Source organism: Idiomarina sp. (assembly GCF_019431395.1).
Taxonomy (GTDB): Bacteria; Pseudomonadota; Gammaproteobacteria; order Enterobacterales; family Alteromonadaceae; genus Idiomarina.
Window position 1 is genome coordinate 2831525 of sequence record NZ_CP080268.1, and the last position, 24400, is coordinate 2855924.

A 24400-nucleotide genomic window follows, 5' to 3' on the forward strand; every position below is an offset into this window, starting at 1 on the left:
CTAGTGAAGTTGCCCATCTATATGGATTATGCGGCCACCACGCCTGTGGATAAGCAGGTCGCTGAAAAAATGATGCAATTTCTGACCGTCGACGGCATATACGCAAACCCGGCGTCGCGTTCGCATCGGTATGGCTGGCAGGCAGAAGAGGCTGTAGATATTGCGCGCCACCAGGTTGCTGACCTAATCAATGCTGACGCCCGCGAAATCGTGTTTACTTCCGGAGCTACCGAATCCGATAATCTCGCCTTAAAAGGCGTCGCACATTTTTTACAGGACAAGGGAAAACACCTGATTACCGTGCGAACCGAGCACAAAGCGGTGCTGGATCCGGCAGAGCAGTTACAAAAAGACGGTTTCGAAGTGACCTATCTGGATGTGCAGGCGGATGGCCGCGTTGATCTTGACGAGCTACGCTCGGCATTGCGTGAAGATACGGTGCTGGTCAGTGTGATGCATGTAAACAACGAAATTGGCGTGATTCAGGATATCAACGCCATTGGCGAACTTTGTCGTGATAATGGCACCTTGTTGCATGTCGACGCCGCCCAGAGCACCGGCAAACTGCCGCTGGACATGGCAGTACTACCGGTAGACCTATTATCAATTTCTGCCCACAAAATGTATGGTCCCAAAGGCATTGGCGCACTCTATGTGCGGCGCCAACCGCGGGTACGCTTACTGGCACAAATGCATGGCGGTGGGCATGAACGAGGTATGCGTTCTGGTACGCTGGCAACTCATCAAATTGTTGGCCTGGGTGAAGCAGCAGAGGTTGCAGCAGGCCGTCTGCAAGCAGATGCCGAGCGCTTTGAAAACCTACGCACAAAGTTCCTGCAACCGCTGTTAGCGCAAGATGGCATTGCGCTAAACGGTAGCGACCAATTCCGCGTACCGCATATTATCAATCTGAGTTTTGCTGGTGTCGAAGGTGAAATCTTACTGATGTCGCTGAAAGATTTGGCGATTTCTTCTGGTTCTGCCTGTACCTCAGCAAGTGTCGAACCATCCTATGTACTGCGCGCACTGGGCTTACCGGATGAGCTAGCCCACGCATCTCTGCGCTTCAGCTTCGGCCGCGAGACGACGGAAGCAGAAGTCGAGCACGCGGCGCAGCATATTCTGGATGTTTACAGCGCTCTGCGGAGATAACGCTAGGCGCACTTATTTCACGGCTTGGGCGCTTCGCGCGGTTTAGGCTCGCTGCGCTCGCGGGGTAGGTGCTTTGCCCGTTAAACCGCGAGCGTAGCGAGGCCAAATCAGCGCAGCTCTATACCGCGAGCGCGCAGCGCGAGCCTATTTAAGCAGTCCCGAAAACGTCTTGCGGAATTTAGCCAGTTTCGGCGAAATCACCGCCTGGCAATACGGATTCTCAGGGTTGCGGGCGAAGTAATTCTCGTGGTAATCCTCAGCCAGATAAAATTTACCCAGTGGCGATACTTCCGTCACAATAGGTGCCGCAAACGCATCTTCCGCTTCCAGTTCAGCAATGATTTGCTCCGCCTGCTGCTTTTGCTCGTCGCTATGATAGAAAATCGAGGTGCGATATTGCGTACCAACGTCGTTGCCCTGACGGTTGACCTGAGTTGGATCATGCAGGGTAAAGAAGATTTCTAAAATTTGACGGTAAGAAATTATCTCAGGGTTGTACGTCAACTGTGCCACTTCTGCATGTCCGGTATCGCCACGGCAAACCTGTTCGTAAGTCGGATTTTCGGTGTGTCCGCCGGTATAGCCGGACTGAACCTTTTCAACGCCTTTGACTTGTAAAAACGCCGACTCCACGCACCAAAAACAGCCACCACCTAAAGTTGCCTGTGCCAGATTGTTTGACATTAAAGATACTCCTTTCGTATTTTAGACGTCTAAATGGCTATATGTTTTTGCATCCTAACGTAGAATTTCTACAAAAACAATTAAAGGTTATTCGATTTTTTAGCGAATCTCCCGTATAATTCGCGCGGAAATTTTAATCACTTAGTTAATACCCTTTTTGGAGTAAAATAGATGGCTTTAGAGCGCACTTTATCAATCATCAAGCCCGACGCAGTTGCTAAAAACTTAGTTGGTGCTATTTACAATCGTTTCGAAACCTCAGGTCTGCGCATTGTCGCAGCAAAAATGATGCACTTGAGCAAAGAACAGGCAGAAGGCTTTTACGCTGAGCACAAAGAACGTCCTTTCTTTGGTGCATTAGTTGAATTCATGACTTCTGGTCCAATCGTTGTACAAGTTCTGGAAGGCGAAAACGCAGTATTGAAGAACCGTGAAATCATGGGTGCAACTAACCCAGCTGAAGCACTGGCGGGAACTCTGCGTGCAGACTATGCTGAAACTATCGACGAAAATGCGGTACACGGTTCTGATGCAGTAGAATCTGCAGCGCGCGAAATCGCATACTTCTTCAGCGATGAAGAAATCTGCCCACGTACACGCTAATTTAGGCTTCGCGGGATAGCCGCTTCGCCGGAATAGGCGCTGCGCGCGGTGTAGGCTCGTGCTTCGCACTCGCGGTATACCGGCCGAAGGCCCTAAACCGCGAGCGCAGCGAGCCTACACCGGCCAAAGGCCCTAAACCACGCGCAGCGCTTACACCGCGAGTGCGCAGCACGAGCCCAAGCCGCCGCAGGCCTGAACCGCGAGCGTAGCGAGCCAAAACAGGAGTTTTATGACCAACGCCATCGACAAAAAAGTGAACTTGCTTAACCTCAATCGCGAAGGCCTTCGAGAGTTCTTCAGCGAGCTGGGGGAAAAACCATTTCGTGCCGACCAGGTGATGAAGTGGCTTTATCATTTTTGTGTTGATGACTTTGATGAGATGACCAATCTCAACAAAAAGTTGCGCGAAAAACTCAAGCAGGTAGCTGAAATCCGCGCGCCGGAAGTGCGTACCCAGCAACAATCTTCGGATGGCACCATCAAATTCGCGATGACCTTATTCGATGGTCAGGACGTAGAAACGGTGTGGATCCCGGAGCGCGACCGAGCCACTTTATGCGTGTCTTCGCAGGTTGGCTGCGCGTTAGAATGTACCTTCTGTTCAACCGGAGCGCAGGGCTTTAACCGCAATCTGAACGTTGCTGAAATAATCGGTCAGGTTTGGCGGGTTAACCAATTACTGGGCGCCTACGGTAAAACCGGTATTAAACCGGTCACTAACGTGGTCATGATGGGCATGGGTGAACCCCTGCTTAACATGAATAACGTAGTACCGGCTATGGAACTCATGCTGGATGACTATGGCTTCGGCCTGTCGAAGCGTCGGGTTACTCTCAGTACCTCAGGCGTTGTCCCGGCATTAGACAAGCTCGCTGAACAAATCGACGTAATGCTGGCGATTTCACTGCATGCGCCAGACGATGAATTGCGCAACGAAATTGTACCCATCAATAAAAAGTACAATATCGAGCAGTTCCTGGCCTCAAGTCGCCGCTATGTCGAGCAGTCAAAAGCGCAACACAAAGTGACCGTTGAGTACGTGATGCTGGATCATGTTAATGATTCTACAGATCAAGCACACGCTTTGGCAAAAACGCTAAAAGACACGCCAAGTAAAATTAACTTAATTCCGTTTAACCCATTCCCGGGTTCCGATTACGGGCGCTCCAGTAACTCGCGCATCGACCGGTTTGCAAAAGTGTTAATGGAATATGGCTTCGTCGTTATGGTCAGGAAGACCCGCGGCGATGATATTGATGCAGCCTGCGGTCAGCTAGTCGGTGACGTAATCGACCGCACCAAACGCATCTTAAAAAGGCAACAAGCCGCCCGCGGTGACGAAATCGGTGTAAAAACCGCCTAAGAGCTGGCTGTATGCTCCTGCGGAGCGGCTTTTGTGCCTGCGGCACGGCGGTTTGCAACAACGCTACGCTTGTTGCTGCTGTTTGAACCGCAGCTCTCTTTAAACAGCCGCAGCGGCCGCAGGCTCGCTGCAAAAAGCCGCGCCGCAGGCGCAAACAGCCGTCGCGAAGCGACAAAATGCAAGGGAATGCATAGCATGAAAATAGTGAGCCTATTGTGCCTGGCTTTTATGGCAGGCTGCAGCCTAACCCCAAACGCAGAGCTTAGCGACGCCGGCAAGACCCGCTTACAACTGGGGCTGGAATACATGCAGCGCGATCAATTAGAGCGCGCGCGGCCGCATCTGGACAAAGCCTATAACGATGCGCCACGCTCAGAAGCTGTGATCATTGCGCTGGGACAGTGGTATTTGCGCAAAGAAAAGGTCAATTCAGCGTTGCTACTTTACCAGCAAGCGTTATCATGGCAACCTAACAGCGGCGCAATGTATAACAACTACGCTATTGCACTGTGTGTCGCTGGCTACCGGCAGCAAGCCATGTTGATGTTTGATCAGGCAGAGAGCCTGCAGCAACAGGTGGCAGCAAACCGCAAACAGTGTTCCTTGCTTAAGACAAGGCATCGCTATGCCGAGGCGAGCCAATAGCGTACTAATAGGGATCATCCAGAACACCATGACTGCTGATAATCAATCGAATGATACTGAGGAAAACGCGGTAAATAACAACGACGTAGAACATACCGCTGAGCAGCAGAAGGAACTTGTAAAAGGGCCCGGGCAGTTACTTAAAGAGGCCAGAGAAGCTAAAAACTTGACGTCGCGCGACGTTGCCGATCGGTTACGGTTGCGTTTACAAATTATCGAGCTGCTCGAGGCTGACGACTACGAGTCGTTTTCTACTCCGACCTTCATCAAAGGCTATCTGCGTTCGTACGCTAAATTATTAGAAGCGAACGAAGATGAAGTTTTCGCGGCCTACAAAAAACTCGGTATTAAAGAGCCGGATACCACGGCCATGCAAAGCTTTTCTCGTCGGGTAAAACACCAGGAAAACGATAACCGACTAATGCTCATTACTTACGCGGTCATTATCGTAGTGATTGGTCTGGTTATTTGGTGGTGGCAGGATAGCGACATTAGCTTTAACGATATTAGCAGTGACGTGCAGCAGGCTGTTCAGGAAGAACAGGCGGTGCAAGAAGAGTCTATGCAACCGACAGCTTCACCAGAACAAAATGAGCCAGACCAGGTATTGGAGTCTGAGGTGAGTGCCGAGGATACCAGTACCTCATTAACGGCGAGTGACCCGAGTGCTCCTGTTGACGAACAAGAACCACCACAGACGGTGACCGATACTGAATCTGCGGATACTGTTTTGGCGGAGGTTAATAGCTCGTCGCCAGACCAATCAGAAGCAGAGCCCGAGAGCACAGCCGATGCGGCGGAGCAGCCGCAAACAGTCACTAATGACGCTGACAATGATAGTGAGTTAAGCGACGTAAATTCTGACGCTAATAACGACACCAGTACGGAACCAGCCACAGAACCGGTCGCTGATAACGATACGCAAGCGGCTACTGGTGATACTGAAGCCACTGCACAGTCAGAGCAAACCGAGCAGCTGCAGGCCAGTTTAGTGTTTGAGTTTAGCGAAGAGTGTTGGGTCAAAGTCGATGATGCAACAGGTGAAACGCAGGCCGTCGGTATAAAAGCGGCCGGTTACACCATGCCGGTTCCGGGTGAAGCGCCGTTTTCTGTTACCATTTGCAAACCCGAAGCGGTTACCATCAGCTATCAGGGGCAAACGCTGGATCTGAGTAACTTCCGCCAGGCGCGGGTGGCTCGTTTCAATGTTCCTTTAGATAACTAATTGTCAGTTTATTGATTGCGTTAATAGGTAGTAGGAAGTCTCATTATGATGCATGAAAGTCCCATTAAGCGCAGGCCATCACGTCGCATTTATGTTGGCGATGTGCCTATTGGCGATGGTGCGCCGATTGCAGTGCAATCAATGACCAATACCGAGACAACCGATGTGGCAGCGACCGTTGCACAGATTAATGCGTTGGCAGCTGCCGGTGCTGATATTGTGCGGGTTTCGGTGCCGACTATGGATGCCGCCGAATCCTTTAAAGCGATTAAAGCACAGAGTCCGGTACCACTGGTAACCGACATTCACTTTGACTACCGTATCGCGTTAAAAGTGGCTGAATACGGTGCCGACTGTTTGCGTATTAACCCGGGTAATATCGGCCGTGAAGATCGTATCCGTGCAGTTGTAGATGCAGCGCGAGATAAAAATATCCCGATCCGCATCGGTGTTAATGGTGGCTCGCTGGAAAAAGACCTGCAGGAAAAATACGGCGAACCAACGCCGGAGGCGTTGGTGGAGTCCGCCATGCGTCACGTCGATATCCTTGACCGGTTAGATTTTCAAGACTTTAAAGTCAGTGTAAAAGCATCAGACGTATTCCTTGCGGTAGATTCGTACCGGTTACTGGCTAAACAGATTGACCAGCCGCTGCACTTGGGGATTACCGAAGCCGGTGGTAAGCGCAGTGGTGCAGTAAAGTCGTCCGTTGGTTTGGGCATGCTGTTGGCTGAAGGCATTGGTGATACGCTACGGGTATCGTTAGCGGCGGACCCGGTAGAAGAAATTAAAGTAGGTTTTGATATTTTAAAATCGCTACGAATTCGCTCGCGTGGTATTAACTTTATCGCTTGTCCGAGCTGTTCGCGCCAGGAATTTGATGTCATTGCTACTGTTAATGAGTTAGAACAACGCTTAGAAGACATTACGGTGCCGATGGACGTTTCGGTTATTGGCTGCGTCGTGAACGGCCCCGGCGAGGCACTGGTTGCTGAAGTAGGGCTGGCAGGAGCTAAAAACAAAAGCGGCTTGTATATTGGCGGCGAGCGTCAAAAACTGCGTTTAGATAATAACGATTTGATTGACCAATTAGAGCGTCAAATCCGTGACCGCGTTGATTATGTGCAAAAGCACAAAATTGACGTAAAAGAAATCGGCTAAGCTATTTTACCCGCCGCATTAAAGTCCTTATAATACGCGCTTGATTTTTAGGCTATCGACTTTTAACCACTGATTTAAAGGGAAGCATTACCTGTGGCGAAATCCATTCAGGCAATCCGCGGTATGAATGACTTGCTGCCAGACCAGAGTCCGGCCTGGCAACAAGTTGAGTCCACGATTCGACGAGTCGCCGCCAGCTATGGCTATAGCGAAATCCGCATGCCGGTGTTAGAAAACACCGCCTTGTTCAAGCGCTCGATTGGCGAAGTAACGGATATAGTCGAAAAAGAAATGTATACCTTTGATGACCGCAATGGCGAAAGTCTGACCTTGCGCCCTGAAGGTACTGCAAGCTGCGTACGCGCCGGCAACCAGCATGGCCTGCTGTATAACCAAATCCAGCGGCTATGGTACATGGGGCCGATGTTCCGCTACGAGCGCCCGCAAAAAGGACGCTACCGTCAGTTTCATCAATTTGGTATCGAAACCTTTGGTTTATCGGGAGCCGATGCCGATGCCGAAGTCATTCTGTTGTCAGCACGGCTATGGAAAGCGTTCGGGATAGCTGATCAGGTCGAATTGCAATTAAACTCACTGGGTTCTAACGAAGCCAGAGCACGCTACCGCGACGCGTTGCGCGACTATTTGGCGCAGTATCAGGAGCAGCTCGACGAGGACAGTAAACGGCGGCTGGATTCAAACCCGCTGCGGATCCTTGACAGCAAAGACGAAACCACTCAATCGTTATTGGCAGACGCACCGCGTCTATCGGATTATTGGGACGACGAATCGCGGGAGCATTTTGCACAGTTACGCGCGCGGCTGGACGAAGCAGGTATCAACTATACGTTGAACGAAAGGCTGGTACGCGGTTTAGATTATTACAATCGCACCGTGTTTGAGTGGGTAACTACCGCGCTGGGTGCACAGGGCACGGTCTGTGCAGGTGGTCGTTACGATGGCTTAGTTGAACAACTGGGCGGTAAAGCAACCCCTGCCGTTGGCTTTGCTATGGGCATGGAACGTTTGGTGTTGTTGCTGCAGGAGCAAGACAAACTAAACCCGCGCCGCGCGGTTGATGCCTACCTGATGCCGTTAGGCGAACAGGCGGAACTAAAAGCGCCGGCGATTGCCGAACAGCTAAGAGATGCGCTACCCGAATTGCGGTTAGTCACTCACTGCGGTGGCGGTGCAATGAAAAAACAAATTAAAAAGGCCGATAAGTCGGGCGCCGAAGTGGCTCTGATTGTTGGTGAAAACGAGCTGGCAGAGCAACAAGTAACGGTAAAACCGCTGCGCAGCGATGCTGAACAAACGACCTTAAGTCACGCAGAGCTGGTGGAGTTTCTGCGGCCATTGACGCAAGCATAAGAGGTGATCCTGTGGATCAGAACGAAGAACAACAAGTTGAACGAATTAAGGAATTTTGGGCTGAACACGGCAAAGGTATTATCGCCGGTGCGGTTATCGGTTTTGGCCTGTTTTTTGGCTGGCGCTATTACGACAAAGCACAAATCGATGCGGCTAACGCAGCTTCCGCTGGTTATCAGCAGGTAGCTAACCAATTGCAACAGGACGCCGACAATGCAGTTGCTAATGCACAGCAGTTTATTAATGATAACGCCGGCTCTCAATATGCCCATTTAGCGTCGCTGCAGCTTGCTCAACATGCTGCCACAAATGGCGATTTAGCTACTGCGGTTACTGCATTGCAGACAGTCGCAACTGACGCCGACGACAGCAATCTACAGGCACTGGCGAACATTCGCCTGGCTCGGGTGTTACTGGCGCAACAGCAATATGATGCAGCTTTAGCCGCGGTGCAGGCAGAAATGCCATCGGCTTATCAGGCCGCGGCCGCGGAACTGCAAGGCGATATTTATGCCGACCAGGGTCAAAACGAGCAGGCGCGCGAAGCGTATCAACGCGCACTGGCATCAGAGGGTGAATCGTTAACCCCTGCGCTGGAACTTAAACTCAACAGTTTGGCTGCTTCATAATGCAATTGTTACAAACGTTTAAAAAATCACGCGCACTACTTAGTCTTGTCGCTTTTACAACGCTGCTTAGTGGTTGCTCCTTGTTCGGTGATGATGACGAAGAAATAAAAGTTGCGCCATTACAGCCTATCAACAGCACGTTAACCGCTGAGGTAAAATGGGATCGTAGCGTTGGCGATGGCGTTGATGAGTTTTTCTCGCGTCTTAATCCGGTTGTCGATTATGGCAATGTTTATGCTGCCGACCGCCAGGGTGTCGTCATGGCATTTAACAAAGAATCGGGTGAAACAGTCTGGTCGGTAGAGCTGCACGACCTTATCGAGATCAATGAAGCTGACGACGAAGGTTGGTTTAGCGGAATATTTTCTTCACCGTTTCCGGCTCGTATTTCGGGCGGCCTGGTAGCCGCTTACGATAAACTATTTCTGGGTACTGAAAACGGCGATTTAGTTGCTCTTGACGCCCACACCGGCGAGTTAGTCTGGCACGTTGAAGTGGGTAATGAAGTTAATGCCGATCCGGCCGTAGGTGAAGGGCGAGTCATCGTCCACACGGGCGGCGGTCAGGTAATTAGCTACAATGCCGAAAATGGCGAGCAGCAATGGCAATACGAGTACCAAACACCAACATTAACGTTGCGAGGCTCGTCAGCACCGACTATAGCTAGTGGTGGTGTAATTCTGGGTGACAGCAACGGCACCGCGTCTATCTTAATCGCTAATAATGGCCAGCAGGCCTGGACCCAAAACGTGGGTACGCCAAGTGGTGCGACTGAGCTTGAGGCACTGGCTGATATCGATGCGAACCCCGTCGTTGTTGGTGGTGTGATTTACATGATCGCCTACAATGGCGAGCTGGTCGCACTGGAATTGCGTAGTGGCGAAGTTCGCTGGAAGCGTGATTACAGCGCGTTCGAGAATCTTTTAGTGCGCGGTGGACGCATTTACCTTACAGACCATCAAAGCCACGTTTATGGCCTTGACCAGGACGGCGGCATTGAGTTGTGGAGCAATAACGCCATGTTTGGCCGCAAACTTACCGGTGTTGCATGGCATGACGGCTTTATCGTGGTTGGCGATTTTGAAGGCTACCTACACTGGTTAAACCCGACTAATGGCCAAATCGAAGGCCGTTACGAAGTGGGTGGTGACGGTATTTATGCACAACCTGTCGTTGACGGTACCACCTTATACACCCAAACTCGCGATGGCGAGCTTGTGGCGATTGAAATTAATTCAGGAAGTTAATATTACATGTTACCTGTTGTCGCCCTGGTAGGGCGCCCGAATGTGGGCAAATCCACATTATTTAATCGATTAACCCGCAGCCGGGATGCACTGGTAGCAGACTTTCCGGGCCTGACCCGTGACCGTAAATACGGCCAGGCCAATTACGACGGTTATCAATTTATTGTGGTGGATACCGGTGGTATTCATGGCGATGAAGAAGGCATTGACGAAGTCATGGCGAAGCAATCGCTGCAGGCTATTGAAGAAGCCGATGTCGTCTTATTTTTGGTCGATGCGCGCGACGGCGTTACCGTCGGTGATCAGGCGATTGCTGAACATTTACGCAAAAAGCAGCAGCAAAAGAAAGTCTACATGGTCTGTAACAAGATCGACGGTATTGACGCGCAGGCCGCGATGGCAGATTTTTACTCGCTGGCATTGGGTGAGTTGTATGGTATCGCTGCGGCCCATGGACGCGGCGTAGAAAATCTGTTGGATAGCTGCTTCAGGCCGCTTGCCGATGACTACCCTGACGTGCTTATTCGCGACCAGGAAGCGCCGGAAGATCTTGACCACGATGAAATTGACTACGATGCGCTGCCACTTAAACTGGCTATTGTTGGCCGGCCCAATGTGGGTAAGTCAACACTGACTAACCGCATACTCGGCGAAGAGCGCGTGGTGGTTTACGATATGCCGGGCACCACTCGCGATTCTGTTTATATACCAATGCAGCGCGACGATCGTGAGTATATCCTGATTGATACTGCCGGGGTTAGACGCCGCGGGCGTATTGACGAAGCTATCGAGAAGTTTTCGGTGGTAAAAACACTGCAGGCCATTGAAGAGGCTAACGTGGTGTTGGTGGTTATCGACGCGCGCGAAACCATTTCTGACCAGGATTTAAACCTGATTGGCTTTGCCTTAAATGCCGGTCGCTCTATTGTTATTGCGGTGAATAAGTGGGATGGCCTGGAAAGCGACCACAAAGAAGAAATTAAGCGCGAGCTTGACCGGCGCTTAGGCTTTGTCGACTTTGCCCGCCTGCACTTTATCTCTGCGCTGCATGGCACCGGCGTCGGGCATTTGTTCGAAAGCGTAGAAGAAGCTTACAACAGCGCGACACGCCGGGTAAGTACGTCTAAGTTGACCAAAATTATGGGTATGGCGCAGGACGAACATCAACCGCCGTTGGTCAGCGGTCGTCGGGTCAAACTCAAGTACGCGCATGCAGGCGGCTATAACCCGCCACGTATCGTGATTCACGGTAACCAGGTGACCAGGCTACCGGGCTCATATCAGCGGTACCTTACTAACTACTTCCGCAAGGCTCTGGGCGTAATGGGTACACCGATAAAAATGGAATTCCGCGAACCGCTGAACCCGTACGAAGGCAAAAAGAACCAACTCACCCTGTCGCAGCAGCGCAAACGCCGCCGCTTGATGAAGTTTATTAAGAAGAAGTAGGTCGCGTCCTGACGCGACTTTTTTGAGCTTGCGTCAGGACGCAAGCTACGCAGGACGCAAGCTACGAAAAATCCGCTTCAGCGAAGCGGTATTCGGTGAGGCAGTAGTCGCAGGTCATGACGATTTCGCCGTCAGCTTCTAAAATTTCCTTTATTTGCTCTACCGGTACGCTGGCTAACGCCTCCAGCGTGCGCTCGCGAGAGCAGCCACAAACAAAAGTAACCGCTTGCGGCGGATAAATGTGTACTGTCTCTTCGTGGTACAGACGATGCAATAACTGCTCTGCCGGCAAGGTATAAAGCTCTTGCTCAGTAATTGTATCGGTCAGCGTGGTCAGGTGTTCAAAACCGACCATATCTTTGCCGGATGCCGGCATACGTTGTAAAAACATACCGGCGGCATGTTCGCCGTCCGCATGCAGCCACAATTTAGTGGCCAACTGCTCCGATTGGATAAAATAATTTTCCAGCATTTGTGCAATCGAATCGGCATCGGCACTGGTCACACCCTGGTAACGCTCACCTTGCTCCGGATCCAGCGTAATCACCAATTGACCCTTGCCAACCATACTACGAATATCTGTATCGGTAATTTCGCCACGTACCCGGGCGATACCGCGCAACTGTTGCTGGTGATTACCGTTTACTGCAATAAAGTTAAGTGGACCGTCGCCCTGTAACTGCACCGCAATATGACCTTCAAACTTAAGCGTCGCGGTAAGCAACGACACGGCCGCCATCATCTCGCCCAAGGCTTGTTGTACCGCCGGTGGGTACTGGTGGCCACGGATCAGGCTCTGATAGCTGCTGGTCAGCTGTACCAGCTCACCGCGTACGTCATGACCTTCAAAGGTATAACGATTCAGTTGATCAGTAGGGTAGTCAATTGCTTGTTCGGTCATTGGTCACCATCGTCTTTGCGTTGAACGTCTTTCATTTTGATTAGCTGTCGCCGCTGTTTTTTATCCGGACGACCCTGAGGGTGGGGATTATACATGGCATTAAGTTTGCGCGCTTCTGCATTTTCCTCACGCTTTGCTATGCTGGCCTCGGTTTCACGATACATCAACTGTGCCTCGGGAGCACCGCGGCGCTGGTCATTAAGCTGCAATACTTCAACTTCCTTACTGTCAAAGCCTTGTCGCAACTTAAGCATCGCGCCCAGCTCTACAACCTTTGAAGGTTTAGCGCGCTGGCCGTTATAATGCACCTTGCCTGATTGAATCATCTGCCGTGCAATGGCTCGGGTTTTGTAAAACCGCGCAGCCCACAACCATTTATCTAAACGTACTGTGTTAATTGTTGTCATAAGGATGCAATCAAATTACCATAAACTGTGTTAATCAATTGTTGGCTCCCGCGCATGGCAGGCTTGCGTTTGATACAAGAATGCGGTTAGCTACACAAGTCTAACAAAACAATAACGATAAAGTGACCCAAATTGCCGTACCTGAATAAACTTAGTGGTAAAAAATTAGCCTCTGCGCCCTTTGTAGTTAGCGCGGTGACCGCTATGCTGTGGATAGTCAGTGCGATACTATTAGCTCAACTGAGCTGGTGGTTGATGCAGCCGAGTGAACCTAATTTCAATGTGACCTTACCTGATTACACCCCCGCATCGGTTAAGGGTGATTCAAGCAGTATCGATATGCCTGCCATCCAGTCACTTAATTTATTTGGAAAGGTGACAACTCAAGCGAGTAACAACAGGCGTGATGCCCCAAAAACCGCATTAAATATTCGCTTGGTTGGTGTGTCAGCTAGTTCCAATCCATTGCGTTCTGCGGCAATTATCGAGCAATCAGGTAAGCAACAAACCTATATCGTTGGGGATGAACTGGGGCGTAGCGGCGTCACGGTTGAAGAAATTTATGCCGACCGTGTGCTGTTGGACAATAATGGACGTATCGAAACTCTGCAGTTAGAGGATATTGGCGAAGACCGCCCGGCTTTATCGTTAATCGTCGATGAGCCAACGGCCGCAACCACTGAAACCACAGAGATACCGGCGCGCGAGATTGGCGAGGCGATGGAACAGCTTAGCGCAGACCCACAGTCAATGACTGACTTTGTCAGTATCAGTCCGGCGATGGAGAACGGAGAGCTGATCGGTTATCGCTTGCAAGCCGGCCAGAAGCCTGAGTTATTTCGCCAAAGTGGCTTTCAAAATGGCGATCTCGCTGTTGCCATCAACGGTTATGACCTAACCGACATGCAACAGGCAATGGAATTTAGTAACCAGTTAACCACACTGACCCGTGCAGATATCTCGATTGTGCGCGATGGTCAACCGATGCAAATGAGCATCGAACTGACGAGCGAATAGGATAACGAATATGGCAGTTCATACCCATGGCCCAAAAGTTTGGTTAAGCGCATTAGCGCTGGGCATTGCATCGGCGTTGGTCGTTCCGGCGGCGACGGTAAAGGCTGACGAATACGCAGCCAGCTTTAAAAACACAGACATTAACGAATTTATTCAGGTGGTCGGACGCAACCTCGGTAAGACCATCATCATTGACCCTAATGTGCGCGGTAAAATCGATGTGCGCAGTTATGATGTCATGAACGAAAAGCAGTATTACCAGTTTTTCCTGAACGTGCTGGAAGTTTATGGCTTTGCTGTGGTCGAAATGGACTCCGGCGTACTTAAGGTTATCCGCGATAAAGACGCACAGCATGCGCCATTGCCGGTTGTTTCCGGCGAGCAGCGGCAACAGGGCGATATGATGATAACCCGCGTGGTTGCAGTCGAGAATGTATCGGTGCGCGAATTGGCGCCGTTGCTACGACAATTAAATGATCAGACCGGCGGTGGCATGGTGGTCAGTTACGACCCCTCAAACGTCATTATGATGACCGGCCGCGCTGAGACCATTGGTCGCTTAGTGGAAATTATCGAACGCGTGGACCAGGCCGGTGATCAGGATGTCGACATCATTGACTTAGAGTACGCGTCCGCTAACGAGTTGGTTCGTATTGCGCAGAATCTATTTGAAAAAAGCACACAAGACGGGACACCGTCGTTGTTGATCCCTAAAATTGTTGCTGACGAGCGCAGTAACAGCGTTATCGTAAGCGGTGAACCGCGGGCACGCTCGCGAGTGGTTAAGTTAATTCGGCAACTCGACCAGGATCTAAAAACCGAGGGTAATACGCGCGTTTATTATCTTAAATATGCGCGAGCAGAAGAGCTGGTTGAAGTACTGGATAACGTCAGCCGTTCAATTCAGGCAGAAGTGGAACAGCAACAGGGCGGTACCAACAACGGTGCACGCCGTTTGCGTAATGACAATAATACGGTCAGTATCAGTCCGCATGCACCCACCAATGCGGTTGTCATCACGGCTGAACCGGACATGCTGGCGTCGCTGGAAAACGTTATTCGCGACTTGGATATTCGCCGCGCGCAGGTTCAGGTCGAAGCCATTATCGTCGAAATTCTGGAAGGCGATAACGTCGACTTTGGTATTCAATGGCTGAGTGAAGATGGTGGCCTGGTGCAATATAACACCGGCAATCAGGTGCCTATTGGAGCCATCGCAGCAGGCGCTTATCAGGCGCAGGGCCAGGAAGGTACCACGGTCATTTCTGAAGGTGGCGCGGTAACCCAAAACCCGGACCAACGGGGCGATATTAGTTTGTTAGCCGAGCTGCTTGGCAGCGTTAATGGCATGATGATCGGCACGGTTAAAAATGACTGGGCGGCCGTTGTGCAGGCGGTGTCGCAGGACACCAATTCAAATATCCTGGCAACGCCCAGTATTGTGACGGTGGATAACGAAGAAGCCAGCTTCCTGGTGGGTCAGGAAGTGCCGACCATTACCGGTTCAACGCTGGGTGGCGACAACGAAAACCCATTCCAGACAGTCGATCGCAAAGAAGTCGGTATCAAGTTAAAAGTTACCCCGCAAATTAACGAAGGTGACGCGGTACAAATGCTTATCGAGCAGGAAGTATCGAGTTTAAGTGGCGCAACCTCAGTGGACGTTATCGTCAACAAGCGCGAACTAAAAACCACGGTGATGGCGAACGACGGCGAAACTATCGTACTGGGCGGTCTTATCGACGAAGACGTACAGGAGTCGGTGTCTAAAATTCCTCTGCTGGGCGATATCCCGTTCCTTGGAAAACTATTCAGTTCAACCTCGACGTCGACGCAAAAGCGCAATCTGATGGTATTTATACGGCCTACCATTGTGCGTGATGGCAGTAAGCTGGCGGAAATTAGCCGCGAAAAATATAACTTCATGCGTGCCGAGCAGTTAAAACGTCGTGCCGAGGGTGTGGACTTAATGCCGACTAAAGACACCCCGGTGATGCCGGAGTGGGATGGTGAGTTGACCTTACCGCCAAGTTTTGATGACTACATGGACAAAAAATCGCAGGAAGCGAAGGGTAACAACAATGACTGATGCCAGTGCTATTGCCACTAAGCGGCTGCCATTTAGCTTTGCTAAACGGTTTGGCGTGGTGGTCGAGCAGGGCGAACATCCGACCGTACATTGTCGTGCCGGGATTTCGGCACAGGCACTACTGGAAGTCAGGCGCGCGCTGCAACAATCGTTTAGTGTTAAAGAACACCCGGCGTCGGACTTTGAGACATTGCTAACCAAAGCCTATCAGCGTGATTCATCCGAAGCCAAACAGCTCATGGAAGACATTGGCAACGAGTCGGATTTATTTTCGCTGGCCGATGAGCTGCCGCAAACCGAAGATCTGCTGGAAAGCGAAGACGACGCGCCCATTATAAAATTGATTAACGCCATGCTCAGCGAGGCGATCAAAGAAGGTGCGTCAGATATTCATATCGAAACCTTCGAAAAGCAGCTGACCATTCGTTTTCGCATTGACGGCGTGTTGCGCGAGGTGCTTAAGCCCAACCGTAAACTGTCGTCGTTACTGATTTCGCGCATAAAAGTTATGGCGCAGTTGGATATCGCCGAAAAACGAGTGCCGCAGGATGGCCGAATTTCGCTGCTGATTGCCGGACGGGCAGTGGATGTGCGGGTATCGACTATGCCGTCCAACCACGGCGAGCGCGTGGTATTGCGATTACTGGATAAAAACAATGCCCGGCTAAACTTAAAGCAGCTCGGCATGACCGATAAAAATCGGCAAATTTTTGCTGAGCTGATTCATAAACCGCATGGCATTATTCTGGTGACCGGGCCGACCGGTTCCGGTAAGTCCACCACGCTGTATGCCGGCATTACCGAGATTAACTCTAAAGATCGCAACATTCTGACGGTCGAAGATCCGATTGAATATGCCATTGAAGGCATTGGCCAAACGCAGGTCAACCCGAAAGTCGATATGACCTTTGCGCGCGGCTTGCGGGCGATTTTGCGGCAGGACCCGGACGTGGTCATGGTCGGTGAGATCCGTGACGTCGAAACCGCACAAATTGCCGTGCAGGCGTCGTTGACCGGGCACTTAGTGATGTCGACTCTGCACACCAATACCGCCGCGGGCGCGATAACGCGGTTAGAAGACATGGGGGTCGAACCGTTTTTGTTATCGTCGAGTCTACTGGGGGTATTATCGCAACGGTTGGTGCGCACACTGTGCTCACAATGCAAGCAGCCGCATAAGCCCGATGCCGAGGAATTCAGAATGTTAGCGGCAGAGAACAGAACCGCTGAAGAGGTCACTATTTATCGAGCGCAGGGCTGTGAACACTGTAACCAGACAGGCTATCGCGGTCGTACCGGCATTCATGAATTAATCGTTATTGATGACCACATTCGTGAATTGATTCACAACGGTCACGGCGAGCAGGCGATTGAAAAGTACGTGCATCAATCAACGCCGGGGATTCGTCGCGACGGCATTGATAAGGTGCTGGAAGGCCAGACCACGTTAGAAGAAGTGCTGCGCGTAACGCGCGAGGAGTAAGGTAGCGTGGCAGCATTTTCATATCAGGCACTGGACGCCAACGGCCGTAAAAAGCGCGGGGTACTCGAAGCTGACACCATGCGCCAGGTACGCCAGCAGCTGCGTGAAATGGGTCTGATGCCGGTTGAGGTAGAGCCGGCGGCCGATAATGAACAAAAAGGCGGTCAGCAGGTATCACGCTGGCGCCCGGTTAAGCGCGTCAAAGCGCAGGATCTGGCGTTAATCACCCGCCAATTATCAACCCTGGTCAGCTCAGCGTTGCCGATTGAGCAGTGCCTGCTGGCGGTCGCTGACCAAACCGAAAAGCCACGCCTAAAAAAATTGCTGATGTCGGTGCGCAGTAAAGTGGTCGAGGGCTATTCGCTGGCTGAGGCCATGGCCGACTTTCCCGGCGTATTCGATTCGTTGTATACCGCGATGGTGGCAGCCGGTGAAAAGTCCGGTCATCTCGACCAGGTACTTAACGAGCTGGCTGATTACACCGAGCAACGTCAGCACATGAAAAGCCAGCTGACACAGGCGCTGATTTACCCGCTGATGTTAACTCTGGTGGCTATCGGTATCGTGGTGTTTTTGCTGGTGTCGATTGTACCGCAGATTGTCGAAAACTTTGCTGATATGGGTCAGACCCTGCCGGGCACTACACTATTTATGATCACAATTTCTGAATTTTTGCAGAACTGGGGGCTGTGGTTACTGGTCTTAGTTATTGGCGCTGTGGTGGCGTTTAAGCAATGGCTGCGAAATGACAACAACAAGCGACGTTATCATCGCCAGCTGTTAAAACTACCGATGATCGGTAAGGTTATTCGTGGCGTCAGCACCGCCCGCTTTGCACGTACGTTAAGTATTCTTACCTCGTCCGCAGTGCCATTACTGGACGGCTTGCGCATCACCTCAACGGTGATCGGTAACCTGGCCATTCGTGACGCCATTGACGAGGCAGCGACGCGGGTACGTGAAGGCTCGTCATTGCGTGCCGCACTACAGGAAACCAAACTATTTCCGCCGATGATGTTGCATATGATTGCTGCCGGCGAAAAATCCGGTGAACTCGAGCAAATGCTGCGGCGCACGGCGGACAACCAGGACCGCGAATTTGAATCACTGGTGCAGGTGAGCTTAAAAGTGTTTGAGCCGGGATTGATTGTCACCATGGCCGGCATTGTATTCTTTATTGTACTGGCAATTATTCAGCCAATATTGCAATTAAACCAGAGTGTAGGACTGTAACTATGATGTATAAAGCAAAAGCCCAGCGTGGTTTTTCATTGGTCGAAGTAATGGTAGTTATTGCCATTATCGGTATTTTAGCCACCATGATCCTGCCTAACGTGTTGGGCTCGCAGGAACAGGCAAACCAACAAAAAGTCACTGCTGATATTGTAGCGTTGGAAAACGCATTGGCACAATATCATCTGGATAACGGTATGTTCCCAACCACCGAGCAGGGCCTGCAAGCCCTGGTTAATCGTCCGAATAGCGACCCACAACCACGTAATTACCGTAACGGCGGTTACATCAAACGATTGCCGCAAGACCCGTACGGTAACGACTATCTATTGCTTAACCCGGGCGAATATGACGATGTTGATATCTTTTCGGCCGGACCGGACGGTCAACCAGGTACTGATGACGATTTTGGTAGCTGGATGATTGGTGCCGAACAAGAAGCTCAGTACTAACGTCGTGATAAGGGGCAGCGTCGCCCGCAGGAGCCGCGGCTTTACGTTAGTAGAAGTGCTGTTGGTGATGGCGATTATCGGCATGATCGCAGGTGCGGTTGCGTTAACGTTGCCATCTTCTTCACCCTCTGAGCGCTCACCTCAGGATCTCGCTATTACCTTAAAGGAACAGCTGCAATATGCCCGTGAGCATGCCATGGTCAGACAACAGCCGCTGGGTTTGCATGTAGACAACCAAGGTTATCGATTTTTACGCTGGTACGATGGCCAATGGCAGACGCTCGATGCCAGGGGGCTAAAAGAGGTTCGCTGGAGCGACACGTTGCGCTGGGAACTGGAGCTGATAGAAGGTAATTTAATGGCACAGGACGAATCTGCCCGGCAATTGTTATTTCAGCCTGATGAGGACCAGGAGGCTGCTGCAGAAGAAGAACAAGAGCAACCACTACAACCGCAGATTTTAATTTTGCCCAGCGGCGAAATGACCGGTTTTAGTCTGGCACTCGATAACCGTAACCTGGCACGCCAACAACAGCGCTGGTTAATTGCCCAAAACGCCTGGCAGATACTGGTTCAGGAGCAGCCTTATGAACGTTATTAAGGGCTCTGCGCATGGTTTTACCCTAATCGAAGTGATGGTTGCCATGGCGATTTTTGGCACCGCGGCACTAGCGGCGGTCAATGCAGCTAGCAGTCACTTAACCAGCATTAGCCAGATACAACAAAAGACCTTTGCTCAATATGTCGCTTCTAATCGCCTGGTCGAACTAACCCTGGCATCGCAATGGCCCATCGAAGATAACGCCAGTGGCCGCATGCAAATGGCTGAGCAGGATTGGCAGTGGCAACAACAAGTGGTAGAAACGGTAACGCCCGATGTCGTAGCGGTTACAGTGTCAGTCAGCAAACCCAACCAGGACGGAGAGATTATCGCATTAACGCGCTACGTGCGGCGACCAGATAGCGGCGCGGCGGGCAGAGATAATAATGGGGTAAGTTTGTGATGGCAGGCAGTAGAGACGCCCGCGGCTTTACCCTGGTAGAAGTGCTGGTCACTATGGCGATCTTCGCGTTAATTGGCATTGCCAGTTTTACCGTGCTGGACCAGATGAGCAAGACTAAAACGCAGTCAGAGGATGCGCGCGAACAGCTGCAGTCGATGCAGTTTAGCTGGTTGATGATTGAACAGGACTTACGCCAGGCAGTTGGCAAACCGACCCGCCCCAACGGCACTGATGTGGTGCGCCGTTATGTCTCCAGTGACGAGCGCCTGGCCGAGTCGGATAGTGGCTTGCTGGCGCTGGTCAAAAGTGGTTACGACAACCCGGGCTTATTGCTGCCCAGAGCTGAATTACAGCCGGTAATTTACCGTGTACGTGAAGGCGTGCTGGAGCGTATTAGTTATGCCTATGTCAATGATCGCTCAGACGAACCGGCAGTGCAGCCGCTAATGACCGGTGTAGAAGAGTTTAATGTGCGTTTCTTTCGCGCTCAGCAATCCGCCGGCGACAGCCTGCAAAACCAGGGTATCAATAGTGGTTGGCAGGGCAGCTGGGATACCGAGGGAGATATGCCGCTGGCCATCGAAATAAGCGTGGTTAGCAAAGCCTATGGCGAAATTAGACGGCAGTTCTTAACCGGTATGCCGTCTGCTGTACGTAACAACGACAGTGAGGGCAGCGACAATGAGCAGTAATCGCGGCGCCGCTCTTATAACGGTCATGTTGGTTATTGCGATAGTGTCCGTTATCGCGGTTAACCTCGGCAGCAGTTTGCAGCGCCAGGTCAGCCGCAGTGCAAATTTATATCAAGCCGAGCAAAGCTACTGGATGTGGTTAAGTGCCGAGGCGGTGCTGGCAGAAGTACTGCAACTGGAGCTGGAACAAAGTGACGGCATCGTGCATGCTGAACAGAATTGGGCAACCCGACAGGGGCCGTTCCCCGTGGCCGGCGGACAAATTGCTGCACGGGTGCGGGATTTGCGCAGCTGCTTTAACCTTAATAGTTTGGTGCCTGGTGGCGAACAAGAGCTTCAGAGCGAGCGTCGCCGGCAACAATTCCGGCAGCTGTTAATGGCTAATGAGCTGGATAGTTACCAGGCACAGCAGTTAACCGATGCCTTAATTGACTGGCTTGACGAAGATACCCGGTTAAGCGAAAACGGCGCAGAAGACCCGGATTACGAATCGTTGTCGCATCCTTACCAGGCCGCTAACAGTGCGATGCTGGATATCAGCGAATTACGCCAGGTGCGAGGCTACAGCGCGGCGATTATTGCGCAAATTAAACCGCAGGTATGCGTGATACCCGGTAACAACGAGCTTAAGCTCAATATCAATACCATTGACCCGGAGCATGCCGCGTTGTTGGTTGCTCTTAGTAACGGTGCGATTGATATCAGTACCGCGCAGCAGGTGTTAGCGGGACGACCGCAGGATGGTTATGATGATCGCGAGCAGGCACTGAACGAAGGGCCGCTGGCGGGTATTAAAGATCAAGAAGGCAACTCGCTGGATGAGTTGGTTGTTAGTAGTGAATATTTTCAATTACTTGCCTTTATTCAATGGGGCGAGGTCGAGACACGAGCGCGCTCGGTAATTAACGTAACCCCGGAACGGGCAAACGTGATTTATCGGGCGATGGGAGAATAGCAATGCAGGAACGGCTGTATATCAGATTACCGGCCAGTGACGCCGCTGCCGAGCATGCTGGTCAGGATAGTACTAAGGATAGTGCTCAGAATAGTGCTCAGGGTAAGGTTGTCTGGTTTATCTGGAACGCCAGTCAGCACGAGGTTATCGCCAGTGGTGAATTAAATCATCCCGACGAACTGAACCAGTTACAACAACAAGCCCGCCGTTGCGAAACAACGTTAGTGTTACCGGGGCAGGATGTTTTGCTAAAGCAGCTGGAGCTTCCTGCCGGCAGTCGACGCCATCTGGAGCGGGTTATTCCTTATGCATTAGAGGAAGAGCTGGCGACAGATATTGATGATTTGCACTTTAGCTGGCCGGCAAATGTCAGTAAATCGACTGCCGTGATACCGGTTGCGGTGGTCGCACGCGAGCGTATGCGAAGCTGGTCAGCCTGGTGTCAGCAAGCTGGAATCGAAGCCGACCACTGGTTGCCCGAACCGTTGTTACTGCCTTACAGCGAGAATCACTGGAGTGCGCTGTCGATTGCAGATGCTCTGGTCGTGCGCACGGGGCCATGGCAGGGCTTTACGCTGGAGCAAACACAGGTTGATGACGTGTTACCGATGGTGGTGGCGCAGCTGCTGGGCGACGCGCCGGAACTGACCGCCATTACGCATTTTGGTGAGGTGAATTGGCCGCAACCGCCGGCGCCTTTGCAGGCCGCGGATATCGAGGTGCCTATTAGTGCGCTGGCACAAGGCCAGCAATCACTGGAGCTGCGCCGTGGTGAATTTGCTGTTAAACGAAAACGTCAACATCAGCTGCACTGGAAGCCGCTGGCCGTGGCGGCTTCGGTTGCCTTTGTATTAGCTGTTGGCGGCAATTTGGTGCGGGCCTATCAGTTATCCGGTCAGGCCGAACAACTGCAAACCCAGGCCGAGCAACTCTTTTTAGAGGCCTTCCCGAATAAAACCCGCATTGTTAATTTGCGCGCACAACTACAACAAGAGCTGCGCGCGCTGGGCGCTGACGGAGCTGAACAGCAGTCGGCGTTAGCATTACTGGATAGTTTGCAGCCGGCGTTCGCCAGTCAACGGGGCATGAGCCTCGAGTTAATGCGCTATCAGGATGGCGAGTTGCGGCTGCAGGCGTTAGCGCAAAGCTTTGCGCAGTTCGAGCAGTTTCAGCGTGCCGCCGAGCAGGCAGGGTTATCGGTACAACAAGGTGCGTTAAATAACCGCGGTAACCAGGTCGCGGGTTCGATAACCATACAACACAGCAGTGCAGGGGGGGCATGAGTATGAGCGTATTTATGGAAAAAGTTCGTACGCATCCGCTGGCAGTCACCCTGCAACAGCGGTGGGCACAATTTGCACCTCGCGAGCAGCGTTTATTGAGCGCGCTGGCGGTTGTATTAGCTATCGCCGTGTTGTATTTCGTTATTTGGCAACCTAGCTATCAGGCTCGTTTGAATGCAGAGCAACGCCTGCAGGGGCAGCAACAGCAGTTACAATGGGTAAAGCAAAACCTTGCGCGTTATCAGGCACGTGTACAAAGCAGCGAGGCTTCCGCACCGCAGGCTTCGGGCTCGCTGACTCAGCGGCTAAACCAGGCGGCTGACGCTAATGACATTAGTCTGGCGCGCATCCAGCCGCAGGGTGAGGGGGTTGTGATTAGCGTGGACGAAGCTAATTTTGATCGCGTATTAGCCTTTGTTGCCCAGCTGGAGCAGCAATATCAACTGCAAATTAGCACGCTGGACGTGGCGCGGTTAGATACACCCGGGCAAGTTCGGGTAAGGCAACTGTTGGTCACGGAGTCTTCATGAAGCGTTGGTGGTTGATTGCGGTTTATTTGCTGGCACTGCTGGTCATGTTACCGGCTAAAATTATTTATTGGTTGCCGATCCCTGCGCAGGTTTCGATAAGTCAGGTGTCCGGTAGTTTGTGGCAGGGGCGCATCGGTAGCTTACAAGCCCAGGGTGTAACACTTAATGACGTGCAATGGGATTGGCAACTGTTGCAGTTATTTACCGGAGAAGTGGCGGTAGATGTGAGGGTGCCGCCGCAAAACAATCCGTTAGCCGTTAATGGCCGCATTAGCGCTGGCTTAACTGAACTGGCAGCAACTGACCTGCGTGCCAGCGGCGATCTTGCAACCTTATTGCAGCTCGCGAATACGCGCTTACCGTTAAAAACACAGGGTAACTGGAATCTTAGTATTGATACCTTCGTTGTTAGCGATCCAAGCCCGGCAAAATGGTGTAATCAACTGACAGGCAGCGCCAATGGCCGCAATATTCAGGTATTAGTAAACGGCGCCTGGCAAAGTCTTGGTGACTTTCCGGTTGCCCTGGGTTGCGCTGAATCGGGAGCGGTGACACTGACGATGAACGGCGAAAACAGCCTCGGTCTGGCGATGCAGGGTGACATTAACAGCCAGGATATTAATATCAGTGGCACTGTCCGCCCCAACCCACGAACCCCGGAAGGGCTGGCACAAATGTTCCAGTACCTCGGCCAGCCGGATAGTCAGGGTCGTTATCGGTTCTCGCTTTAGGCTCGCTGGCGCTCGCGGGGCGGGCGCTTCGCGCGGTTTAGGCTCCGGCTGCGCCGTCGCGGTTTGGGGCCTTCGGCCGGTGTAAGCTCGTTTT

At 51.8% G+C, this 24400-nt stretch carries 25 protein-coding genes; 22 read left to right on the plus strand and 3 right to left on the minus strand.

Going from position 1 to position 24400, the window contains the following annotated elements:
* The first annotated feature begins 3 nt into the window (after positions 1 to 3).
* Positions 4 to 1152, plus strand: coding sequence for an IscS subfamily cysteine desulfurase (locus tag KZ771_RS13735; RefSeq protein WP_290653927.1), 1149 nt, complete (start codon positions 4 to 6; stop codon positions 1150 to 1152).
* A 144-nt stretch (positions 1153 to 1296) separates the two neighbouring features.
* Here the strand turns inward: KZ771_RS13735 and msrA are convergent, their stop codons facing one another.
* Complete coding sequence (gene msrA, locus KZ771_RS13740) at positions 1297 to 1836, minus strand: peptide-methionine (S)-S-oxide reductase MsrA (RefSeq protein ID WP_290568959.1); 540 nt, start codon at positions 1834 to 1836, stop codon at positions 1297 to 1299.
* A gap of 171 nt (positions 1837 to 2007) precedes the next feature.
* On the opposite strand from msrA, the gene ndk reads away from it, so the two are divergent.
* From ndk to der, 9 genes are all read left to right on the plus strand, one after another.
* Positions 2008 to 2439 (plus strand): nucleoside-diphosphate kinase, encoded by a 432-nt coding sequence (gene ndk, locus KZ771_RS13745; protein WP_133538626.1) that lies wholly within the window; start codon positions 2008 to 2010, stop codon positions 2437 to 2439.
* A 229-nt stretch (positions 2440 to 2668) separates the two neighbouring features.
* Complete coding sequence (locus tag KZ771_RS13750; RefSeq protein ID WP_133538627.1) at positions 2669 to 3802, plus strand: bifunctional tRNA (adenosine(37)-C2)-methyltransferase TrmG/ribosomal RNA large subunit methyltransferase RlmN; 1134 nt, start codon at positions 2669 to 2671, stop codon at positions 3800 to 3802.
* Between the two features lie 195 nt (positions 3803 to 3997).
* Positions 3998 to 4447 (plus strand): pilus assembly protein PilF, encoded by a 450-nt coding sequence (locus KZ771_RS13755; RefSeq protein ID WP_290653928.1) that lies wholly within the window; start codon positions 3998 to 4000, stop codon positions 4445 to 4447.
* Positions 4428 to 5672, plus strand: a complete 1245-nt coding sequence (locus tag KZ771_RS13760) for a RodZ domain-containing protein (protein ID WP_290653929.1) — start codon at positions 4428 to 4430, stop codon at positions 5670 to 5672. The genes KZ771_RS13755 and KZ771_RS13760 overlap by 20 nt, the downstream gene beginning before the upstream one ends.
* A 45-nt stretch (positions 5673 to 5717) precedes the next feature.
* Entirely contained in the window at positions 5718 to 6833 is a 1116-nt protein-coding gene (ispG, locus tag KZ771_RS13765; protein WP_133538630.1) for a flavodoxin-dependent (E)-4-hydroxy-3-methylbut-2-enyl-diphosphate synthase, read from the plus strand.
* A gap of 93 nt (positions 6834 to 6926) precedes the next feature.
* Positions 6927 to 8204: a histidine--tRNA ligase gene (hisS, locus tag KZ771_RS13770; RefSeq protein ID WP_290653930.1), complete on the plus strand. Its 1278-nt coding sequence runs from the start codon at positions 6927 to 6929 to the stop codon at positions 8202 to 8204.
* Between the two features lie 11 nt (positions 8205 to 8215).
* Positions 8216 to 8833, plus strand: a complete 618-nt coding sequence (locus KZ771_RS13775) for a tetratricopeptide repeat protein (protein WP_290568970.1) — start codon at positions 8216 to 8218, stop codon at positions 8831 to 8833.
* Positions 8833 to 10080, plus strand: a complete 1248-nt coding sequence (gene bamB / locus KZ771_RS13780; RefSeq protein ID WP_290653931.1) for an outer membrane protein assembly factor BamB — start codon at positions 8833 to 8835, stop codon at positions 10078 to 10080. The genes KZ771_RS13775 and bamB overlap by 1 nt, the downstream gene beginning before the upstream one ends.
* Positions 10081 to 10086: 6 nt before the next feature.
* Positions 10087 to 11529, plus strand: a complete 1443-nt coding sequence (der, locus tag KZ771_RS13785; protein WP_290568974.1) for a ribosome biogenesis GTPase Der — start codon at positions 10087 to 10089, stop codon at positions 11527 to 11529.
* Between the two features lie 61 nt (positions 11530 to 11590).
* Here der and hslO read toward each other — a convergent pair whose 3' ends face one another.
* Together hslO and hslR are read right to left on the minus strand one after the other, a co-directional pair.
* Positions 11591 to 12430, minus strand: coding sequence for an Hsp33 family molecular chaperone HslO (gene hslO / locus KZ771_RS13790; RefSeq protein WP_290568976.1), 840 nt, complete (start codon positions 12428 to 12430; stop codon positions 11591 to 11593).
* Positions 12427 to 12837, minus strand: coding sequence for a ribosome-associated heat shock protein Hsp15 (gene hslR / locus KZ771_RS13795; RefSeq protein ID WP_290568978.1), 411 nt, complete (start codon positions 12835 to 12837; stop codon positions 12427 to 12429). The genes hslO and hslR overlap by 4 nt, the downstream gene beginning before the upstream one ends.
* A 204-nt stretch (positions 12838 to 13041) precedes the next feature.
* Here hslR and gspC point away from each other — a divergent pair, with 204 nt between their 5' ends.
* Genes gspC through KZ771_RS13855 form a run of 12 tightly spaced genes read left to right on the plus strand, consistent with a single transcriptional unit; the run spans position 13042 to position 24306 of the window.
* A complete protein-coding gene (gene gspC / locus KZ771_RS13800) occupies positions 13042 to 13854 on the plus strand; it encodes a type II secretion system protein GspC (protein WP_290653932.1) in 813 nt (270 codons plus the stop codon).
* Between the two features lie 10 nt (positions 13855 to 13864).
* Positions 13865 to 15943 carry a type II secretion system secretin GspD gene (gene gspD, locus KZ771_RS13805; RefSeq protein ID WP_290653933.1) on the plus strand — a complete coding sequence of 693 codons (2079 nt, stop codon included), beginning with the start codon at positions 13865 to 13867 and terminating at the stop codon, positions 15941 to 15943.
* Positions 15936 to 17426, plus strand: a complete 1491-nt coding sequence (gspE, locus tag KZ771_RS13810) for a type II secretion system ATPase GspE (protein ID WP_290653934.1) — start codon at positions 15936 to 15938, stop codon at positions 17424 to 17426. Before gspD ends, gspE begins: the two co-directional genes overlap by 8 nt.
* 6 nt (positions 17427 to 17432) lie before the next feature.
* Positions 17433 to 18659 (plus strand): type II secretion system inner membrane protein GspF, encoded by a 1227-nt coding sequence (gene gspF / locus KZ771_RS13815; protein ID WP_290653935.1) that lies wholly within the window; start codon positions 17433 to 17435, stop codon positions 18657 to 18659.
* A gap of 5 nt (positions 18660 to 18664) precedes the next feature.
* Positions 18665 to 19111 carry a type II secretion system major pseudopilin GspG gene (gene gspG / locus KZ771_RS13820; RefSeq protein WP_133538816.1) on the plus strand — a complete coding sequence of 149 codons (447 nt, stop codon included), beginning with the start codon at positions 18665 to 18667 and terminating at the stop codon, positions 19109 to 19111.
* Positions 19086 to 19712: a type II secretion system minor pseudopilin GspH gene (gene gspH, locus KZ771_RS13825; RefSeq protein WP_290653936.1), complete on the plus strand. Its 627-nt coding sequence runs from the start codon at positions 19086 to 19088 to the stop codon at positions 19710 to 19712. Before gspG ends, gspH begins: the two co-directional genes overlap by 26 nt.
* A complete protein-coding gene (gspI, locus tag KZ771_RS13830) occupies positions 19699 to 20115 on the plus strand; it encodes a type II secretion system minor pseudopilin GspI (protein ID WP_290568988.1) in 417 nt (138 codons plus the stop codon). Before gspH ends, gspI begins: the two co-directional genes overlap by 14 nt.
* On the plus strand, positions 20115 to 20807 hold the full coding sequence (gene gspJ / locus KZ771_RS13835; RefSeq protein WP_290653937.1) for a type II secretion system minor pseudopilin GspJ: 693 nt from the start codon (positions 20115 to 20117) through the stop codon (positions 20805 to 20807). The genes gspI and gspJ overlap by 1 nt, the downstream gene beginning before the upstream one ends.
* Positions 20797 to 21762, plus strand: coding sequence for a type II secretion system minor pseudopilin GspK (gspK, locus tag KZ771_RS13840; protein WP_290653938.1), 966 nt, complete (start codon positions 20797 to 20799; stop codon positions 21760 to 21762). The genes gspJ and gspK overlap by 11 nt, the downstream gene beginning before the upstream one ends.
* A gap of 2 nt (positions 21763 to 21764) precedes the next feature.
* Complete coding sequence (gene gspL, locus KZ771_RS13845; protein ID WP_290653939.1) at positions 21765 to 23045, plus strand: type II secretion system protein GspL; 1281 nt, start codon at positions 21765 to 21767, stop codon at positions 23043 to 23045.
* A gap of 2 nt (positions 23046 to 23047) precedes the next feature.
* Positions 23048 to 23575 (plus strand): type II secretion system protein M, encoded by a 528-nt coding sequence (locus KZ771_RS13850; RefSeq protein WP_290653940.1) that lies wholly within the window; start codon positions 23048 to 23050, stop codon positions 23573 to 23575.
* Complete coding sequence (locus KZ771_RS13855) at positions 23572 to 24306, plus strand: type II secretion system protein N (protein WP_290653941.1); 735 nt, start codon at positions 23572 to 23574, stop codon at positions 24304 to 24306. The genes KZ771_RS13850 and KZ771_RS13855 overlap by 4 nt, the downstream gene beginning before the upstream one ends.
* The last annotated feature ends 94 nt before the right edge of the window (positions 24307 to 24400 follow it).